General features: G+C 62.3%; 20 protein-coding genes. 6 read left to right on the top strand and 14 right to left on the bottom strand.

Annotation, left to right across the window (positions count from 1 at the left end):
• Positions 1-18: 18 nt before the first annotated feature.
• From LMTR3_RS07330 to LMTR3_RS07305, 6 genes are all read right to left on the bottom strand, one after another.
• Positions 19-1752, bottom strand: a complete 1734-nt coding sequence (locus tag LMTR3_RS07330; RefSeq protein WP_065744420.1) for a bifunctional protein-serine/threonine kinase/phosphatase — start codon at positions 1750-1752, stop codon at positions 19-21.
• Between the two features lie 62 nt (positions 1753-1814).
• On the bottom strand, positions 1815-2666 hold the full coding sequence (locus tag LMTR3_RS07325) for a formate/nitrite transporter family protein (RefSeq protein ID WP_065744419.1): 852 nt from the start codon (positions 2664-2666) through the stop codon (positions 1815-1817).
• A 736-nt stretch (positions 2667-3402) separates the two neighbouring features.
• Entirely contained in the window at positions 3403-4149 is a 747-nt protein-coding gene (locus LMTR3_RS07320; RefSeq protein WP_245319804.1) for a transporter substrate-binding domain-containing protein, read from the bottom strand.
• Between the two features lie 112 nt (positions 4150-4261).
• The gene (locus LMTR3_RS07315) at positions 4262-4924 is read right to left on the bottom strand and encodes an OmpA family protein (protein ID WP_065744417.1); all 663 of its coding nucleotides are present in this window, start codon (positions 4922-4924) and stop codon (positions 4262-4264) included.
• Positions 4924-5340, bottom strand: a complete 417-nt coding sequence (locus tag LMTR3_RS07310) for a hypothetical protein (protein ID WP_065744416.1) — start codon at positions 5338-5340, stop codon at positions 4924-4926. Before LMTR3_RS07310 ends, LMTR3_RS07315 begins: the two co-directional genes overlap by 1 nt.
• A gap of 170 nt (positions 5341-5510) precedes the next feature.
• Complete coding sequence (locus LMTR3_RS07305; RefSeq protein WP_065744415.1) at positions 5511-6704, bottom strand: MFS transporter; 1194 nt, start codon at positions 6702-6704, stop codon at positions 5511-5513.
• Positions 6705-6772: 68 nt separating this feature from the next.
• Between LMTR3_RS07305 and LMTR3_RS07300 the strand changes: the two genes are divergently transcribed.
• The 3 genes from LMTR3_RS07300 (at position 6773) to LMTR3_RS07290 (ending at position 9595) form a co-directional block, all read left to right on the top strand.
• Positions 6773-7573, top strand: a complete 801-nt coding sequence (locus LMTR3_RS07300; RefSeq protein ID WP_065744414.1) for an AraC family transcriptional regulator — start codon at positions 6773-6775, stop codon at positions 7571-7573.
• Between the two features lie 215 nt (positions 7574-7788).
• Entirely contained in the window at positions 7789-9141 is a 1353-nt protein-coding gene (locus LMTR3_RS07295; RefSeq protein ID WP_065744413.1) for a malonyl-CoA decarboxylase, read from the top strand.
• 22 nt (positions 9142-9163) lie between these two features.
• Positions 9164-9595 (top strand): GNAT family N-acetyltransferase, encoded by a 432-nt coding sequence (locus LMTR3_RS07290; protein WP_065744412.1) that lies wholly within the window; start codon positions 9164-9166, stop codon positions 9593-9595.
• 171 nt (positions 9596-9766) lie between these two features.
• Here the strand turns inward: LMTR3_RS07290 and serA are convergent, their stop codons facing one another.
• The 8 genes from serA to LMTR3_RS07250 form a co-directional block, all read right to left on the bottom strand.
• The gene (gene serA, locus LMTR3_RS07285; protein WP_065744469.1) at positions 9767-11026 is read right to left on the bottom strand and encodes a phosphoglycerate dehydrogenase; all 1260 of its coding nucleotides are present in this window, start codon (positions 11024-11026) and stop codon (positions 9767-9769) included.
• A gap of 121 nt (positions 11027-11147) precedes the next feature.
• Positions 11148-12317 (bottom strand): mandelate racemase/muconate lactonizing enzyme family protein, encoded by a 1170-nt coding sequence (locus LMTR3_RS07280; RefSeq protein ID WP_065744468.1) that lies wholly within the window; start codon positions 12315-12317, stop codon positions 11148-11150.
• A 182-nt stretch (positions 12318-12499) separates the two neighbouring features.
• Complete coding sequence (locus LMTR3_RS07275) at positions 12500-12742, bottom strand: DUF3297 family protein (protein WP_065744411.1); 243 nt, start codon at positions 12740-12742, stop codon at positions 12500-12502.
• 17 nt (positions 12743-12759) lie between these two features.
• Positions 12760-13236 carry a glutathione peroxidase gene (locus tag LMTR3_RS07270; RefSeq protein WP_065744410.1) on the bottom strand — a complete coding sequence of 159 codons (477 nt, stop codon included), beginning with the start codon at positions 13234-13236 and terminating at the stop codon, positions 12760-12762.
• Between the two features lie 68 nt (positions 13237-13304).
• The gene (locus LMTR3_RS07265) at positions 13305-14696 is read right to left on the bottom strand and encodes an amidase family protein (protein ID WP_065744467.1); all 1392 of its coding nucleotides are present in this window, start codon (positions 14694-14696) and stop codon (positions 13305-13307) included.
• 72 nt (positions 14697-14768) lie between these two features.
• Positions 14769-15335 (bottom strand): c-type cytochrome, encoded by a 567-nt coding sequence (locus tag LMTR3_RS07260; protein WP_084029460.1) that lies wholly within the window; start codon positions 15333-15335, stop codon positions 14769-14771.
• A 145-nt stretch (positions 15336-15480) separates the two neighbouring features.
• Positions 15481-16806 carry a PQQ-dependent sugar dehydrogenase gene (locus tag LMTR3_RS07255; RefSeq protein ID WP_084029459.1) on the bottom strand — a complete coding sequence of 442 codons (1326 nt, stop codon included), beginning with the start codon at positions 16804-16806 and terminating at the stop codon, positions 15481-15483.
• 186 nt (positions 16807-16992) lie between these two features.
• Positions 16993-17250 (bottom strand): DUF6894 family protein, encoded by a 258-nt coding sequence (locus LMTR3_RS07250; RefSeq protein ID WP_028347078.1) that lies wholly within the window; start codon positions 17248-17250, stop codon positions 16993-16995.
• A 310-nt stretch (positions 17251-17560) separates the two neighbouring features.
• Between LMTR3_RS07250 and pqqA the strand changes: the two genes are divergently transcribed.
• The 3 genes from pqqA (at position 17561) to pqqC (ending at position 19490) form a co-directional block, all read left to right on the top strand.
• The gene (gene pqqA / locus LMTR3_RS36095; protein ID WP_082637312.1) at positions 17561-17641 is read left to right on the top strand and encodes a pyrroloquinoline quinone precursor peptide PqqA; all 81 of its coding nucleotides are present in this window, start codon (positions 17561-17563) and stop codon (positions 17639-17641) included.
• 143 nt (positions 17642-17784) lie between these two features.
• Positions 17785-18714, top strand: coding sequence for a pyrroloquinoline quinone biosynthesis protein PqqB (gene pqqB / locus LMTR3_RS07245; RefSeq protein ID WP_065744409.1), 930 nt, complete (start codon positions 17785-17787; stop codon positions 18712-18714).
• Between the two features lie 20 nt (positions 18715-18734).
• Entirely contained in the window at positions 18735-19490 is a 756-nt protein-coding gene (gene pqqC, locus LMTR3_RS07240) for a pyrroloquinoline-quinone synthase PqqC (RefSeq protein WP_141686508.1), read from the top strand.
• Positions 19491-19499 lie beyond the last annotated feature (9 nt).

The following is a 19499-nucleotide window of genomic DNA, read 5'->3' as shown; positions in this document are numbered from 1 at the left end:
CCGGGACACGATCCCCCATCACCGATGCATGTGCTGCATGGCGAGCAGCACGATCACGGCGAGCGCCAGCACGACGGTCGTGCCTTTCCAGAACAGCAGCGGATTGCGCTCGATCAGCGGTGTTCGTGACGTCGAGAGATAGTTCGCATTGGGATGACGCAGGTCGAACAAGAATTCCGAGAAGCTATCATAGCGCTTGGCGGGATTGGGGTGCACGGCCTTCTCGAGCGTGCCGTCGATCCATTGCGGCAACTCGCGGTCGCCATGCGACGCCGGGCGGTAGACTAGCTTGTTGAATTGCGACCTGGTCCGCGCCTTTGCGATCTGCGCGCCGTAGGGCAGTTTTCCGGTCAGCATCTGATAGGTGATGACGCCGAGTGAAAACAGGTCCGAGCGCGTCGTCGCCGGCTCGCCGAGGAAATATTCGGGCGCGGTGTATTGCTGGGTACCGAGAATGTCATCGCGGATGCCGGATGGCTCGGCCTCGACGACGCCGGTGATTTTCGTCGAACCGAAATCGATTATCTTCACGGTGCCCGTAGCGTCGATCATGATGTTGTCGGGCCTGACGTCCTGGTGCAGCATCTCCTTGCGGTGGAAGGCGCGCAGCCCCTTGGCGATCTGCTCGACGATGCCCCGCACGGTTTCCAGGCTGGGTTTTGGATTGTCGATCATCCATTGCGTCAGCGTCTGACCGTCGATGTATTCGGTCGCGACATAGAGGAAGTTGCGCTTGCGCTGCAGCAGGCAGGGCTTCAGCACATGCGGACTGTCGATCCGCCGCGCTACCCACTCCTCCATCATGAACCGCTTCAGGTAAGCGGGATCGTCGCGCAAATCGATCGACGGGATCTTGATGGTGACGACAGCGTCGGTTTCGATATCGACGGCAAGATAGATGTGGCTGCGGCTGGAGCCATGCAGTTCGCGGACGATTCTGTAGCCGTCGAATACCGCCCGCGCCTCCAGAAGCGGCGGCAGCGGCAGTTCATGCGGCTGGGCGAACACTTCGCTGGCGGCGCCGTCGGGCACCTCGTCGATGCGGACGATCTGGACGGTGAGATTGTCCTTGCTGCCGGCTTCAAAAGCCTGGTCGACAATCTCCTTCGCGGCCGCATCGAGATCGGCGCCGCCTTCGTTCACTGCCTTTGCAATGCGACGGGCGCTAAGATGCTCGTAGATGCCGTCGGTGACGAGCACAAAGACGTCGCCCGGCTCGAGCCGCAGCATCTGGTAGTCGATCTCGATTTGCGGATTTACGCCGAGCGCTCGGCCGAGATAGCTCTGCTGCGAGGAGATGACGATACGGTGGTCGTTGGTCAATTGCTCCAGCGTGTTGCCGGAGAGGCGATAGATTCGGCAATCGCCGATGTGAAAGAGATGCGCCGTGGTCGACTTGATGACCATGGCGGAGAGCGTACAGACGTAACCGCGGTCCTTGTCATAGGCATACTGGCTGCGCGTCTGCGAATGCAGCCAGGAATTGGTCGCCTCCAGCACGCGCTGCGCCGAGGTCCGCACCGACCAGGATTCCGAGGTGCAGTAATAGTCGGTCAAAAACCCCTTGACCGCCGATTCCGCGGCGACCCGGCTGACCTTGCTCGTGCTGATGCCGTCGGCCAGCACGATGGAAATGCCCTTGAGGCTGAGCAGCGGCTCGTCCGGGATCAGGACGCCATGGAAATCCTGGTTGGTTTCCTTGACGCCCTTATCGGAAAATTGTCCGACCGATATTTTCAGCTCGCGCGGCATTCCCGGCTTTCACGACAATGGGCCTCTCCCCTTGCGAGGAGAGGCCCATCCTCGTCCTAAGATCAAGCGGCGATGCGCGACGACGGCCGCGAAGATGCCGCAGCCGACGCGCTGCGCGACGGACCGGTCTTCACGTGAGTGGCGTAAAGTGTCAGCCCGGTGAAAGCGAGACCACCGACGAGGTTTCCGACCACGGTCGGAATCTCGTTCCAGACGATGTAGTCCCACCAGGTGAACTTGCCGCCGAGCAGGAGACCCGACGGGAACAGGAACATGTTCACGATGGAATGCTCGAAGGTCATGAAGAAGAACAGCATGATCGGCATCCACATCGCGATCACCTTGCCGCTGACGTGCGTGGAAATCATCGCGCCGACCACACCGGCCGAGACCATCCAGTTGCAGAGCATGCCGCGGATGAACAGCGTCAGCATGCCGGCCGCGCCATGGTTGGCATAGCCGACGGTGCGGCTCTCGCCGATGGTGCCGATCACCTGGCCGACCTTGTCCGGCGGCTGCGACCAGCCGAAGGTGAACACGATCGCCATCATCACCGCGACCGTGAAAGCGCCGGCGAAATTGCCGATGAAGACGAGGCCCCAGTTGCGCAGTACGCCGCCGAGCGTCACGCCGGGGCGCTTGTCGATCAGCGCCAGCGGCGCCAGCACGAACACGCCGGTGAGCAGGTCGAAGCCGAGCAGATACAGCATGCAGAAGCCGACCGGGAACAGCGCGGCGCCGACGATCGGCACGCCGGTCTGCACGTTGATGGTGATCGCAAACGCCGCGGCAAGCGCAAGGATCGCTCCGGCCATGTAGGCGCGGATGACCGTATCGCGCGTCGACATGAAGATTTTGGATTCTCCGGCGTCGACCATCTTGGTCACGAATTCCGAAGGCGCGAGATAGGCCATTCCAGTTCCCCTTTCGAGACAACATTGAAGCGCGCCGGATGCTGCGCAGCCGTGCACCGATTAAATGAAAAATCTTGCCGTCCTCGCGCGACGAATCCCGCGCCGCTTTTCAACGGCACAGAACGACGCAGGTGATGCCCGATCAGGAACTGAGGATGCGCGAGCTATGGTGAGGTGGTCCCGAAGACTGCTCGAAGCGCCTCACGCGAGGCCGCTTGATCCCAACGCCTTCGGCCAACGCTGGCCTTGGCAATCCGAACGGACGGCAGTCGTCATTGACTGAGACAGGATTAAGCAATCGATGTGCCAACGCGACGGTACAGAAATCTCCCATTATTCCCGTGGCTTAGCCATTGGGCCGTAAAACATCGGGGTCTTGTGAAGTGCCCTGAATTTGTGCAGTTGCACAGATGCCGCGCAATGATCCCGCTGTGCGCATGTTTGGCCGTCATTGCGAGCCAACGGATCGCGCGAATGCGCGTCCGATGACAAGCTCCGCGAAGCATCCACCTATCGCCGTGGCGCAAGATAGATGCTTGGTCGTTTCGTTCCTCGCAATGAAAACTGAATCCGCAAACTCACTGTCGTCCCGGACAAGCGAGCACTGCGAGCGCCGATCCGGGACCCATAACCACAGGACAAAGTTTTGCGAACGTTGGAGCCTCAGCTTCTTCCAACAACTCGACCCTGTGGTCATGGGGCCCGGCGTTCGCCGGGACGACAGCGGAGCAAGCTCCTACTTCGTTTGCGTCCGGATCGGCCGATCTTTCAGGCCGTTATTGTCGTAGGCCTTGCGCAGCGTGCCGTTGGAGATCGCTTCGTTCAGGAACCTGACCGCAAACGCCAGCGACAGCGGATGATTGGGCGGCACCGCTACGGCCGTCACGGTCTGCTTAAAGGTTTCATCCAGCACGCGTGTGCCCGGAATCCTCTTTGCCATGGCGTTGAGCTGGTCGCGCGACAGCGCGAACGCATCGATCTCGCCATTCTTGAGCAGGCCGAAGATTTCGTCATAGGTCTGGTAGCCCGTGACCTCAGCGTTCTTCAGATGCGCGATCGCGCCGCGCATCGTGGTCGTGTTGTTGACCGCCGCGACCTTGATCCCGGGTTGATCGAGTGTTGCGAAATTCGTGACCGTCGAGCCAGGCTTGACGATGTAGGTCGCATCCGACACCTCATAGATCGGTCCGAACGCCATCCTGCCCTCGCGTTCCGGATCCCTCGGCAGGAAGGTGATGTCCCAGGTGCCCTTCGACGCCGCGTCGACGATCTGCCCGGAATTGTTGTGCGCGACATATTCGACGGGAACGCCGAGTTGATCCGCCATCGCCTTGCCGAGATCGACCGGCACGCCGGCATAACCGGTTTCGGTCTTGGTCGACCAGAACGCGCCACCGGCCGGACTGATCGCGATCGCCACCCGCAGCTTGCCGGTCGGCGCAATCTCACCCTTCAGGGCATCCGCTGTAGCGGGCATCGTCATCATCACTGTCAATCCCAGCAAGAGACCGGCCGTTGCCGGCGAGAGTTGATTGAACATCGGGAGCTCCTTCCCAAGCCGGCGGCTGGCGTCCCATTCATCCCTGCGCGGATGATCAGCGCTTCTTCTTTGCCGCAGCCGCGCCTTTTGGAGCCGCAGCCGGCGTTGCCGGCTCGGCCGTTTCGAACTTGCCGATCGCCATGATCTGGACGCGCGCATTGGCTGATGATGCCGGACGATTGACGTCCTGCAACTGCTCCTCGCCTAAACCAAGCGCCTGAAGCCGTTTGGGCGACACCTTGAAGGTGTTCACCAGAACGTCGCGGATCGATTCGGCGCGCCGCTGGCTCAGGATCAGATTATGGTCGCGCCTTCCGGCGGATTCGACGTGATCGACGATCAGATAGCGATAGGGCCGCGTCTTCGGATCTGTGAGCGCGTCCGCGATGCTGCCGATGGTCTGGTAGGAGGCCGGCCGAATCAGGGAGGAATCCTGGTCGAACACGACGTCGACACGGATCTGCGGCAGCTTCGTCAGTTGCGGCGCGATCGGTGGGCGCTTCTGCGGCTGGGCGTCCGCTCTCGCCTTGATGCGGTCAGCAGCCTGCTGGCGCAACGCAGCCAGGTCGATATCCGACTCGGCTTCGACGGCAAGCTTCTCAATGATGTCCCCGCTCGACATGGCGGTTTGCGCCCGGCTCGCTGCCATCGGCAAGGCAAACAGGGCCACGGCGGAAAGCACGAGAGCGATGCCGCACAGCTTTTCTCCCCCAGGCATCAGCGATACCCCGCGGCGCTGATCGCCTTGTTGCAGTTCGGGGTCGCCTTCTGGGTGGATTCCAGCAGGCATTGCAGACCCTTGACAGGATCGGTCCGAACCTCGCCGCAGAAACGGTTCAATTCCCAATTGCACAGTCTCACAAGGGAGGTGCGCGCGGTAATGCGCTGCTGGATGGCGCCGAGGGCCTGGGGATAATCGGTCTTGCACTTCGCCGACACCACGTCCTGGTTGCGGCCTAGGCACTCCTTCAGGCGCGTCGCGTCGAGATTGACGCCGCGGCAATTGTCATCGATGTCCTTCCCGCAGCTCGCCGCCAGCATGGCCGCGGCCTGCTCGAATTTCATGGTCTGCGCCGTCGCCAGCGAAGGCGCAGATATCGCAATGATGCAAAGGAAAAGCCGGATTCGGGTCATGCGCTCACCTCACACAAGGAGGGCAGCAATGGTCAAGTGTTCTGTTTGAGTTCACGGCCACAGCGTAGCTATTGCACCGCAACAAATCGTCGCGGCTAGCACGCGCCAGTACCTCCGTTCGTCATGCCCAGCCATGACGGAAAGTGTGCATGTTCAAGCGATTAATGCCGTCACGGCGCGGTTTGCGCGGCCGGTACCTTGATCTCCTGCGGCAGGATGATCGCCGCCACGATCACCAAAAGGCACAGCGCGCCGAACGCCTGCAGCATGGTGACGAAGCCGCCCTTCTCGTAGAGCCACGCCACCAGGCCGACGGAGGCGCCCGCCGCGGTGAAGCCGACGAAGTAGCGCACCGAATAGGCGCGCGAGCGCCATTCTTCGGTGGTGTACTTGCCGACCATGGCGTCGTTGACGGTAACCTGCCCGAACGCACCCATCACGATGCCGATGGAAGCGATGATCAGCGGCAGGTTCGACAGCGTCGCCGCGAAGTACATGAACGGCGCCAGCAGGAACGACAGCGGCAGCATCAAGGCCTTCAGCGAATAATGGTCGATCAGCTTCCCGATGGTATATTGCGTCATCGCGCCGAACACGTAGACGCCGGCCGCGATCACCCCGAGCAGGGCCGGACTGTTGGTCAGGCCGGCCAGCCGCTCGGCGAACAGTTTCGGCATCGCCACGGTGATGGCGTTGAAGGTCGTGGATATCGCGATCACCACGATCAGAAGCGCCAAAAACACCCGCCACATGTCTTCTTTCGCAACCCGTGCCTGCGCTGCGGCCTGCCTGGTGCCGGTTCGGTCCTCGTGCACCACCATCAGCGCAAAGGCCGCGCCGATCAGGATCGTGACGATTCCCGGCGCGATGAAGGCCCAGCGCCAGCCGAGATATTGCCCGATCACGCCGGTGACCAGCGCCGAGGACGCCACGCCGAGATTGCCCCAGACGCCGTTCAGGCCCATTTCGCGGCCGAGTTTGTCGGCATAGGACACGATCATCGCGGTGCCGACCGGATGATAGATCGAGGCGAACAAGCCGATCGCCAGCAGCGCCGCGCCGAGTTGTAAGGGCGTTTGCACGAAGCCGACGGCGATCATCGACGCGCCGATGCCGAGGAAAAATATCACCATCATGTGCCGCCGGCTCCAGCGGTCGCCGAGCCAGCCGGTGACGAGCGAGCCCGCGCCGAATGCGACGAAGCCCGGGGTGGCGTAAGGCAACAGCTCCGAATAGGCCATGCCGAGCGCCGGGCCCATGATGATGACGGCGGCGGCAAAGATCAGCATCGAATAATGGTCGATGAAGTGGGCGGCGTTGACGAAAGTGATCACCCGGCTCGGGCTGTTCCTTGGGCTGTTCATGGTCGATTCCCGAATCCCGCAATTTTCCGAAATAGGTTATACGGGGTTGTCCTGACGGGATGTCGCCAATGAATATCGCCGAAAAGCCAATTGCCGCCATTATCGGGCGCCGCATCTCCACCGGCGACGGCATCCACATGATTGCGAACAGCTACCGGAAGGGCGTCCGGCTCGACACCCACATGCACCGCGAGGCGCAGCTCGTCTATGCGGCGAAGGGCACCATGCAGGTGACGACGCCAAAGGGGCGCTGGCTGGTGCCGCCGGACCGTGCGGTGTGGGTGCCCGCACTATCGGAGCATGCGATCGACGTGCTCGCCGATATCGAGATGCGGACGCTCTATTTCGAACTTGACTGGCTGCAGCGCGAGGTGCGCAGCCACAGCCTGGATGCGGAATTCGTGGTGCGGGTGTCGCCGCTCCTGCATCAGACCATCCTGGCCTTGTTCGACGATCGCGGCGACCGCGAGCGAATCGAGCTTCTGCTGCGACTGGCCATGATGGAGCTCGACCAGGCGGAAGATTCGGCGACCTTCATCCCGCTGCCGCGCGAGCTGCGCTGCCGGCGCGCCGCCGACATCGTGCTCGCGGACCCAACCGGCGACCATGAGATCGAAACGCTGGCGCGCGAGGTCGGCACCTCGGTGCGGACGTTGTCGCGGCTGTTCTCGTCGGAGACGCAATTGAGCTTCAAGAGCTGGTGCCAGCGCGCCCGGATTGCAGCGGCAATCGAGAAGCTGTCGACGGATGCCGGCGTGTCCGTCAAGCAGCTTGCCTCGGATTTGGGCTATGCCAGCGTGCCGGCGTTTTCCCATGCTTTCCGGCAGGTTACCGGCAAAACACCGACGGAATTCGCCGGGAGGGAGTGAGGCGGACTTGTCATACGCGGGCTTGACCCGCGTATCCATCACCTTCGTGAAATGCTTTTTCCAAGAAGGGGATGGATGGCCGGGTCAAGCCCGGCCATGACAGTGCTCTGGGAGACATGACATATTTCCGTACGGTCCATACGCTTGATTGTGATCGGCACCGACCTAAATCCCATGTAAGATTCCGCAAAACCCCGCTGGACTCGACCCGCCACATGGCCAATGCCTTTTTCTCCGATCTTCTCGCGACGATATCAGAACGCGGCCGTACACTGCTGCGACGGGCCGGACCGTCCGACGACGGCCAGGACGCCTCAGAACTGATCGAATTATGTGAAGCGCTGCTGTCGGGCCGCGGCGAAGCCTCCGGCACCGCGATGGCGCGCGAGGTGCTCGATCGCTACCACGATCTCGACGTCGCCGGCCGCGTCACCTTCTTCGAAACGCTGGCCCGCAACTTCGGCCCCGACCGCGAGAAGCTGTCGCAGGCGATCGAGAGCTGGCGCAGCCAGCCGAACGACAGCGATGCCAGCGACCTTCATTTTGCCTCCGAGCCGCGGCGGCAGGAACTGATCCGCCGGCTCAACCGAGCGCCCGGCGGCACCAGCGAGCTGGTGGCGATGCGCGCCGACCTGCTTTCCCTGATGAAGGGCAACAAGGATCTGGCCGCGCTCGACCGCGACGTGGTGCATTTGCTGTCTTCTTGGTTCAACAGGGGATTTCTCGTGCTGCGGAGGATAGACTGGTCGACGCCGGCCAATATTCTGGAACAGATCATTCGCTATGAAGCCGTGCACGAAATCCGCGACTGGAACGATTTGCGCCGCCGCATCGATCCCGTCGACCGGCGTTGCTACGCCTTCTTCCATCCCCAACTCAACGACGAACCGCTGATCTTCGTCGAGGTCGCGCTGACCGAGACAATTCCGACCGCGATCGCGCCGCTGCTCGCCGCCGAGCGGCAGCCGGTGCCGATCGAACGTGCGCGCACCGCGGTGTTCTATTCGATCTCGAATACGCAGAAAGGGCTTGGCGGCATTTCCTTCGGCAGCTTCCTGATCAAGCAGGTGGTCGAGGAATTGCGGCGTGAACTGCCGAAGCTCGACACCTTCATCACGCTGTCGCCGGTGCCGGGCTTCATGCAATGGCTGAAGCAGGCCGACAATGTTCCTGTCGGCGACGAGGAGCGGATACTGCTCGAAAGCCTCGACAAGCCGGACTGGTTCGAGAATGACGAACTGACGGCGCAATTGCGCACCGTGCTGGAGCCGCTGGCGGCGTACTATTTCCTGAAAGCCCGCACGCCGAAGGGCCGGCTGGTCGATTCGGTGGCCCGCTTCCACATCGGCAACGGCGCACGGCTGGAGAAGATCGACTGGCTCGGCGACCTCTCGCCAAAGGGCCTGCGGGAATCTGCCGGGGTCATGGTCAATTACCTCTACCGGCTCGAGGACATCGAGAAGAACCACGAGGCCTACGCCAACCAGGGCGAGATCGCCGCATCAAGTGCGGTGAAGAAACTGCTGAAGACCGAAGGCCGCCGGTTATTGGACATGCGGCTGTCGTAGGACGGCGCGGAGCCCCCTCGCGATGACGGTCATTTGGAGCGACAGCCGCGACGGCGTCGACTGGCAGGAACTCGAAGCGCTCTATCGGGCCGCCCCGCTCGGCACCAAGAACGCCGCCGATCTCGAAGTGGTGTTCGGCAACAGTATGTTCTGCTGCTTTGCCCGCGACAACGGCCGGCTCGTCGGCGCCGGCCGCGTTCTGGCTGACGGACGCGATTGCGCGTATCTTTGCGACGTCGCGGTTTTGCCGAGCCATCAAGGAACAGGTCTCGGAAAACAGCTTATCGAAAGACTGCTTGCCCAATCGCAAGGACACGCGAAGATCATCCTTTATGCGGTCGCCGGCCGCGAGCCGTTGTATGCGAAGTTTGGCTTCCTGCGGATGAAGACGGCGATGGCGATTTTCAGGAACCGGCAATCGGCGATCGATAAAGGGCTGTTGTCGGAGAAGTGATCGAGGCGATCGCGCTTGTCATGCCCGCCACCGGGTCTCGCCTTCGGCGAGCCCGATGACAGGCTCCGGCGGGCATCCAGTATTCGCCGACGTCAGAGATAAGCCGAGAAGCCGCGGCGTACTGGATCGTCCGCTTTCGCGGACGATGACAGCATCACATGCGAATCCGTTTCAGATCTTGTACTCATAGAGCAACCGGGCGCGTATGGTGCCTTCCAGCGCCCGGATGTCCGTGAGCACGCGCTGGCCATCCGCGGCCGAGGCATCGACGTCCAGCACCACGTAGCCGACGTCATGAGCGGTCTCGTAATATTGCGCGGCGATGTTGACGGCATGACGGGCCAGCACTTCGTTCAAACGCCCGAGCATGCCCGGCACGTTACGCTGCACCTGAATGAACCGCGTGCCTGACGGCCGCGGCGGCAATTGAACCTGCGGGAAGTTGACAGCGCCCATGGTCGAGCCGGAATCGCTGTACTCGATCAGCTTGCGCGCGACTTCGGCGCCGATGCGCTCCTGCGCCTCCTCGGTCGAACCGCCGATGTGCGGCGTCAGGATGACGTTCTCCAGCCCCTGCAGCGGCGAGACGAAGCGCTCGGAGTTCGCGCGCGGCTCGACCGGAAAGACGTCGACCGCGGCGCCGCGAAGCCGGTTTTCGCGCAGCGCCTCGGCGAGCGCCTCGAGGTCCACGACCGTGCCGCGGCTGTTGTTGATGAAATACGCTCCCTGCTTGATCGCGCGAATCTCCTCGCGCCCGATCATCCCGTGCGTGGCGGCAGTTTCCGGTACATGCAGGCTCACGACGTCGCTTTGCGCCAAGAGCTCATGCAGGCTCGCAGTCGGCTCGGTGTTGCCGTGACGAAGCCTGTCGGTGTGATCATAGAAGATCACACGCATGCCCAGCGCTTCCGCGAGATTGGAGAGCTGCGAGCCGATATTGCCGTAACCGATTATGCCGAGCGTCTTGCCTCTCACCTCGTAGCTGTCGTTGGCCGACTTGTCCCAACGCCCCTCATGGGCGGCGTTGGAACGCGCGACGATCCGGCGCAGCAGGATGACGATCTCACCGATCACGAGTTCTGCCACGCTCCGCGTGTTGGAGAACGGCGCGTTGAACACCGGAATCCCGCTCCGGCGCGCAGCGTTGAGGTCCACCTGGTTGGTGCCGACACTGAAACATCCGACCGCGATCAAGCGATCCGCGGCGTCGAGAACATCCGTGGTGATTTGCGTGCGCGAGCGGATGCCCAGCAGATGCACACCCTTGATCGCCTCTTTTAGCGCATCGCCCTCGAGCGCCTTGGACAGGCGTGTCATGTTGGAGTAGCCGGCAGCCTCGATCATCTGCGCGGCGCTGTCGTTAACACCTTCAAGGAGCAAGACCCGGATCTTGTCCTTCGCAAGCGAGAGTTGGGGAAGTGTTGTGGCCAAGGTCGCGGCGTCCTTCAACGATGGATGAACGGTAAACTGGCGGCCCGGAAATCCATGATCGGCGGCAGGGCGAACGCCCTGTCCAGGCCACCGATTCCGGTCTCTCCTATGGCATCCGGCCCTACGCCGCCAGTGCCTTCATCTCCGCATAGAGATCGGATTTCCCCTCGAAGCCGATGCCAGGGATATCAGGCATAGTGATATGCCCGTTCTCGACACGCACGCCATCGGGAAAACCGCCATAGGGCTGGAACAGGTCGGGATAGCTCTCATTACCGCCAAGGCCGAGGCCCGCCGCGATATTGAGCGACATCTGGTGGCCACCGTGGGGAATGCAGCGGCTTGGCGACCAGCCGTGCGTCTTCAGCACCGCCAGCGTCCGCTGGTATTCGCACAAGCCATAGGACAACGCGCAATCGAACTGCAGCCAGTCGCGATCGGGCCGCATGCCGCCATAGCGGATCAGGTTTTTCGCGTCCTGATGGCTGAACAGGTTTTCGCCGGTCGCCATCGGTGCGGGATAGAATTCGGCCAGCGCCGCCTGCAGCGCGAAATCGAGGGGATCGCCGGCCTCCTCGTACCAGAACAGCGGATATTCCCGCAGCATTTTGGCATAGGCAATCGCAGTTTCCAGATCGAAGCGGCCGTTGGCGTCGACGGCGAGCTGCGCGTCCTTGCCGATCTCCTTCAGCACGGCTTCGATGCGTTCGCGATCTTCCGCGATCGGCGCGCCGCCGATCTTCATCTTGACGACGTTGTAGCCGCGGTCGAGATAGCCGCGCATTTCGCCGCGCAGCGCCGACAGGTCCTTGCCGGGATAATAGTAGCCGCCCGCCGCATAGACGAACACGCGCGGGTTGGCCTCCCGGCCATGGCGTTCGGCGAGTAGCCGGAACAGCGGCTTACCTGCGATCTTCGCCACCGCGTCCCACACCGCCATGTCGATGGTGCCGACCGCGACCGAGCGCTCGCCATGGCCGCCAGGCTTCTCGTTCGACATCATCGCCGCCCAGACCATGTCGGGGTCGAGATTGCCCCCGGAGGCATCGAGCAGCGTTTTCGGATCGGCCTCCTTCAGCCGCGGCGCAAAGCGTTCGCGGATCAGGCCGCCCTGCCCGTACCGGCCGTTGGAATTGAAGCCGTAGCCGACCACGCGGTTGCCGTCGCGCACGGCGTCAGTGACGACGGCGACGAGGCTGGTCGTCATTTTGGTGAAATCGATATAGGCGTTGCGGATCGGTGAGGAGATCGGCTTTGTGATTTCGCAGACGTCGACGATGCGGACGGACATGGTGTTTGGCTTTCGATATCGGGAATAGGGCGGCGCGGTCTCCACATCGTCATTGCGAGCCACCCGGTCGGCGCGTAGCGCCGCCGGATGACAGGCTCCGCGAAGCAATCCATAGTACCGCACGCGGAGATATGGATTGTTTCGTCGCTATCGCTCCTCGCAATGACGAACGAGAAACCGACCTACTTCTTGTCGCGGAAATACGGCTCGACCGGGCCATGCACCTTGATCGTCAGCGGGTTGCCGTAGCGGTCTTTGGCATTGCCGGCGGTGACGCGCACCCAGCCCTCGCTGATGCAATATTCCTCGACATTGGTTTTCTCGACGCCCTTGAAGCGAATGCCGACGTCGCGCGAGAGGATCTCGGCGTTGTAGTACGGGCTGCTCGGGTCGACCGAAAGACGGTCGGGGAATTGGTCGCTCATTGCTTTATTGGTCTCATTCACAGCAGTGCCTCGATTTCTCTTCTGATTCCCTCGGGCGTCGCGGTTGGGGCGTAGCGCCCGACCACCCTGCCCGAGCGGTCAACCAGGAATTTGGTGAAATTCCATTTGATCGACGAACCCAACAATCCCGATTTCGCGTTCTTCAGATGGTCGAACAACGGATGCGCATGGCTGCCGTTGACGTCGATCTTGGCGAACATTGGAAACGTCACGTCATATTTGCCTGCGCAAAATTGCTCGATCTGCCTGGCGTCGCCCGGTTCCTGCCCGCCGAACTGGTTGCAGGGAAACCCGAGCACTGCAAAGCCGCGCGGCGCCAGTTCACGATGCAACTGCTCCAGGCCCTTGTATTGCGGCGTGAACCCGCAGGCGCTCGCGGTGTTGACGATCAGCAGCACCTGCCCCTCGAACCGCTTCAGCGGAACCTCTTCACCGGCAAGCGACTGCGCCGTAAAATCATAAACGCCTTGCATGGTCCTCTCGATTGTTACCGGAGCATGATCTTGTCCGAACACCGGTACCCACTTTTCGGGATCATGCTCTAGCCGGCAGGATCAATCGCCGCCGACGGCGTTCCGCCGGCTTCGATCGCCTCGCCCGCGGCGAGACACAGGTCCTCGCGGTAACGCCCGGAGACCAGTTGCACGCCGACCGGAACGCGGCCGACCAGTCCGGTCGACACCGTTAACCCGGGCAGCCCCATGAAGGGAATGGCGATCTGCGGCAATTGCGCATGCCAGACGCGCGCAAACGACGCCTCGTCCTTGCAGTCGAGTTGATCGGGAAACGGCAGTTCGCCGGACACCGGCATCAGCAGCACGGCATAGTTTTCAAAGAACGCCAGCCATTCGCGGGTCAATGTCGCACGCCGTGTCAGCGCTTTCGACAAGTCAAAGGGATGCACTTTCGCGCGGTTGCCGCGCAGGCACGCCAGCGCGCCGGCATCGCCTTCGCGCCCGGCGGCTTCCAACTGCGCCTCATAGCCGTCGCCAAGCCAGAGTTTCGTCTGCAGATCGGCGGCCTCGCGCAGCGGCGGCGTGTCGGCGATTTCCTCGACGACCCAGCCCGCGCGCTCGAGCCGCTTGCCGGCGTCCACCACCGCGGCTTTCACTTCAGGTACGGGATCAAGGCCGCCAGGGTTGAGGCACATCGCGACGCGCTTCGGCATTGCCGGCCCTTCGAGCGGCGCCGGCACCCACCAGGGATCGCGATAATCCTGCGCCGACATCGCAGCCAGCGCGATCCTGATATCGCCGATGGTGCGGGCCAGCGGGCCTGAGACGGCGCTGATCTGCGGCCCGATCGGCCGTTCGGGGAGCGCCGCGTTGAACGCCGCGATGCGTCCCATGGTCGGCCGCAGCCCGTGCACGCCACAGGCGTAAGCCGGATAGCGGATAGATCCAGCAATGTCGGTGCCGTGCGCGATATGACCGATGCCGGCTGCGACCGCCGCACCAGCGCCACCGGACGAGCCGCCCGGGGTGATGCCGGGGTCACGGGGATTCTTGGTGTCGCCATGGATGAGGTTGGTGGTGAACCAGCGATAGGAGAACGCCGGGCAATTGGTGCGCCCGAGAATGACCGCGCCGGATTTACGCAAATTGTCGATCACCGGGCTGTTGCTCTTGGCGATCGCGTCGCGCTGCAGCTTCAGCCCGTTGGTGGTGGCAAAACCTTGCTGGTCGATATTGACCTTCACCGTAACAGGCACGCCGCCCAGCGGACCGGCATCCTCGCCGCGCGCGATCGCGGCATCGATGGCGGCAGCCTGAGAAAGAACGTCCTCGGGCCTGTGGTCGACGACAGCATTGATTTTGGGATTGACCGCGTCGAGCCGCGCCAACGCCGCGGTCGCCGCCTCTTTCGCCGAGACTTTTTTCGACCTGATCAGTGAGGCTATTTCCGCAGCCGACAGGCGCCATAGGTCTTGCATGCAAAACTCCATCCAACTGCCGCCCTTGTAGCGCCGAGCGCGGGGCAATGCCAGCGGGGCCGTCGCCCGGATTTAGCGCATGCGGGCGATGTAATAGGCGAGATCGGCGATCTGCTCCGGCGAGATCGGCGCCATCACGTCGGCCATGCTGGCGTCGTAGCCGTGGCGGCTATTGTCCTTGTACTCGCCGAGCGTCTTGGCGAGGTAGTCCTCGCGCTGGTTGGCGATGCGCGGGACGTTCTCCTTGCCGGAGAGGTCGCCGTTATGGCAGCTATCGCAGCGGTGCTGCTGCACCAGCGCCTGGCCGCGTTGCATCCGCGCTGGATCGCCATTTTCCCCTGGCGGCTCAGGCTTCGGCATCTTGGCGATGAAGTCCGAGAAAAGGCGGAGATCGTCGTCGGTCAGCGCCTTCGTCACCTCGTTCATCGGCTCGACGACGCGCAGCTTCTCGCGGAACATGAAAAGCTGGATCAGCGAATATGGCGCATGCTGCGCGCCGAGCGACGGCGTGTTCTCGGTTTCAGATTGGCCCTTTTCGCCGTGGCAGGCGAGGCACGGGGCGATGCGTTGTTCGATCGGCTCGGCTGATACGGACGTTGCAATCAACGCATACGCTAGTGCCGTTGTTGTTTTACGCATCAGCCATTTCCGGTACGTCGTCATTCCGAGGCGATGCGAAGCATCAAACCAAGGTGCGCTATTGCGCACCTGAGAATCTCGAGATTCCGGGTCTGGTGCTAACGCACCATCCCGGAATGACCAAGTCGAGCGTTCGTCGCTTCTCCTACGACTTCCCCGCCGTCTTCTGCTTGCCGTAGGTGATGCGATAGACGGCGCCGTTGTAGTCGTCGGAGACCAGCAGCGAACCGTCCTTCATCGGCAGCACATCGACCGGGCGGCCGATATATTTGTTGTCCTCGAGGAAGCCGGTGAGGAACGGCTCCAGCGACTTCATGGTGCCGTCCTTGTTCAGCTTGGCAATGACGACATCGCCGCCAACCTTCTTGGAGCGGTTCCAGGAGCCGTGCCGGGCGATGATCGCCACGTTCCTGTAGGCTTTCGGGAACATGTTGCCGGTGTAGAAGCGCATGCCGAGCGCTGCAGCATGCGGGCCCAACAGCCCTGCCGGCGCGGTGTATTCGCTGCAGGATTTGCCCCAGCCGAATTCGGGGTCGACGATATTGCCCTGCAGGCAGAATGGCGCGCCGAAATGTTCGCCGACCTTGGTGATCCGGTTCAGCTCGTCCTCGGGCACGTCTTCCGACATCCAGTCGCGACCGTTGTCTGTGAAGTAGAGCTGCTTGGTCTCCGGATGCCAATCGAAGCCGACGGTGTGGCGAACGCCGCGAACGATCACTTCCGCCCCCGAACCGTCGAAGTTCATCCGGCGGATCAGGCCATGCTCATCATCGTTCAGCACGTTGTTGCCGGGCTGGCCGACCGGAGCGTAGAGCTTGTTGTCGGGACCGATGGCGATGAACTTCCAGCCATGGGGCTCGTCCTTCGGCAGCTTGTCGAAGATCACGGTCGGCTTCGGCGGGTTATCCAGATTGTCTTCGATCTTCTCGATCTTGGAGATCTTGGACAGTTCAGCGATGTAGAGCGTGCCGTCCTTGAAGGCGACGCCGTTGGGCCGGTAGAGGCCGGAAGCCAATACCTTGACCTCGCGTTTGCCGTCCTTGTTGACGATGGCATAGACCTTGTCGACGAGGCGGCTGCCGACAAACACCGTGCCCTTGTCACCGAGCGCGAGCGAGCGGGCGTTCGCCATGCCGGCGGCATAGACCTCGATATTGAAACCGGCCGGCACCTTGAGCTTCGCCGTCGGCAATTTATCCGGCGCGGCCGGGATCGGCGGCGGCGCGATCGGCGCCAGCTTGGCGGCGGCATCGTTGCCCGCGGGACGTCCGATCAGCGGCGATCCCGGTGGCAGCGAGGGCGAGGCTGCGGTCCCTGCCGGGGGCGGCGCACCGGCGGCCGGTGCCGGGGCGGGAGCTTGGGCAGCGGCCGGCGGGTCAGCGGCTTGCTGGGCAGCGGCGCCTAGTATGAAGGCGCTCAAGAATGCACCGGACAGCAACACGCTGCGCGGCACCGTCAAATAGTTCATCATGGGCGTTCTCCCTGGCGGAAGCCTTTCTCTCTCTTCGCACGGGCTCGCTTGATGCCGGCGGCCGGAGGCTTTCCGGCCGGCACTCTCCAATATTTATCGGCCCGTGCGCAATCGGAAAACTTTGCGCCCGGAAGTTGCATGCAAAACCGAGCGAGCACGAAGCTCCGACGCCGGTGCAGCGCGCAGTCAGTGCCTGGTGATGGGACCGCCCGGCGCATCGAGAATCGCTTCGGCGAACGGAAACTCCAGCACGATCTCGCCATCGTCGTCGGTGACTTCGATGGTGGCGCTGAGAAGCGCACCGTCGGCGCCATCGGTCTTGAGCAGTTCCCGGATCATGGCACGTGCCATTTCCCAGGCACGATCGGGATCCCTGAGCACTTCGCCGTCGGGATCGGAAATCAGCTCATCGCCGATACGGGTGTTGAAGTAATATCGCGGCATCGGCGGAAACCTGACTCCGGTTGAGCCCTCGCAGCCGGAGGGCCCTATCCTCACTCACAAGTTCTTCATCCGGAGCCGGCAGCGCTCCGTCGCACTCAGAATTGCCATTCGCGGTGGTGCGAACAACCGCGAAACGCTTGATCCCACGCTGTTTTGACCAAGGCCCTCCGCACAACTCCGTGAATTGTTCTTTGCGGCGCAGCATAAACAAATAGGGGTTCCAGGCAAAAGATTTAACTGGCGAACTTTTTGATCCGCGGTACCTTAACCCGCGAGGGCGGAGTCCGTCCGGTAGCAAAAGGAGCGACAAATGGCCTGGAAAGCACCAAAAATCGCCGAAGTATCGGTCGGCATGGAAATCAACATGTATATGTGCGCCACCCGCAAGTAAGCGGCAGCGCGTATCAAATCTCACGCAGGTGGACTTCCGGACTTGACACGTTCTGCGAGAGCGGAGCGGTGTCCGAGGCTGGTATCCACCTCGTGGCGTTTTTGTTTGTATTTTTCGAGTTTCGAATCTCCAGGAGACGGATCATGCTTCGCGTCGTCGTCCTGGGCGCCGCGGCGGGCGGCGGCGTTCCACAGTGGAATTGCGGATGCCCGGTGTGTCGGAAAGCACGAAGCGACCATCCGGAATTGCGGAGCACCCAGGCTTCGATCGCGGTCAGCGCCGACGGCGAGCACTGGTTTCTCGTCAACGCCTCGCCCGACCTCCGCCAGCAGGTGACCGCAACGCCGCAGCTTCATCCCCGGGCCGGACAGCTCAGGCACAGCCCGATCGCCGGCGTGATCCTGACCAATGGCGAAATCGACGCCGTCGCGGGACTGTTGTCGATGCGCGAGGGTTCGCCGTTTACGCTCTATGCGCATGAACGGGTACTTGCGATTCTCAGATCCAACAGCATCTTCAATGTGCTGAACGAGAAAAACGTGAAGCGGCAGCCGATCGACGTCGACAAGGCGTTCGAGCCGGCGTTGCCCGACGGCAAGCCGTCAGGCATTGAAGTGCTTCCGTTCGCGGTTCCCGGCAAGGGCGCGTGGTATCTTGAAGGCAAGGCGCATCCGGCAGGCGGCGACGGCGCGGGCGACACGCTGGGCTTGCGGGTTCTGGACAAAGGAAGCGGCAAGTATTTCTATTTCTTGGCCGCCTGCGCACGCGTGACCGACGATCTCAAATCGCGCCTTTCGGGCGCTGCACTGGTGTTTTTTGACGGCACCGTGTGGCGCGACAATGAGTTGATCGCAGCCGGCCTCGGCACCAAGACGGGACAAAGCATGGGCCACATTTCGATGTCGGGCGATCATGGCGCGATCGAGAGCCTCGCCGATCTCGACGTCGGAACGAAGGTGTTCCTGCATATCAACAACTCCAACCCCGCTCTCTTGCGCGGCTCGGACGAGCGCAAAGCCGTGGAGCAGGCTGGCTGGCACATCCCCGCTGACGGAACGGAGATCAAGCTGTGAACGTCGTCGCTGCCCCCGGAATGACCACCCTATCGATCGGCAAGGGCATTACGCTCAATAGCGCCGAGGAACTGGAGGCGACGCTGCGCCATATCGGCGCGACGCGCTATCACAGCTTGCATCCGTTCCATCGGCTGTTGCATGGCGGCAAGCTCAACAAGGGACAGGTGCAGGCGTGGGCGCTGAACCGCTATTATTACCAGAGCACGATCCCGCTGAAGGATGCGATGGTGATCTCGCGGTTCCGCGACCGTGCGACCCGGATCGAATGGCGGCACCGCATCGAGGATCACGACGGCGATGTGGGCAGCGAAGGCGGCATCGAGCGCTGGCTCAAACTGACCGAAGGACTCGGTCTCGACAGCGCCTATGTGGAATCGACCGAAGGCATCCTGCCGGCAACGCGGTTTGCCGTAGAGGCCTATGTGCATTTCTGCCGCGACAAGACGCCGCTGGAGGCGATCGCTTCCTCGCTTACGGAACTGTTCGCGCCGAACCTGCATGAGGAGCGCATCTCCGGGATGCTGCAGCACTATGATTTCGTGAATCCTGACATCATGAGCTATTTCAGCCGCCGCCTGACCCAGGCGCCGCGCGATGCCGGTTTTGCGCTGGAATACGTCAAGGCAAACGCAAAAACACCGGCGGAGCGCGAGGCGGTCTGCAACGCGCTGATCTTCAAGACCAATGTGCTATGGGTTCAGCTCGACGCGCTGTATCATGCCTATGTCGAGGGCCACATACCGCCCGGGGCATTCGTGCCCCAAGGAAACTGACAAGAAACT

The sequence above is a fragment of the Bradyrhizobium sp. LMTR 3 genome, assembly GCF_001693485.1.
GTDB lineage: Bacteria > Pseudomonadota > Alphaproteobacteria > Rhizobiales > Xanthobacteraceae > Bradyrhizobium.
The sequence above is the reverse complement of the archived record's forward strand: the minus strand, read 5'-3'. Positions and strand labels throughout refer to the sequence as shown.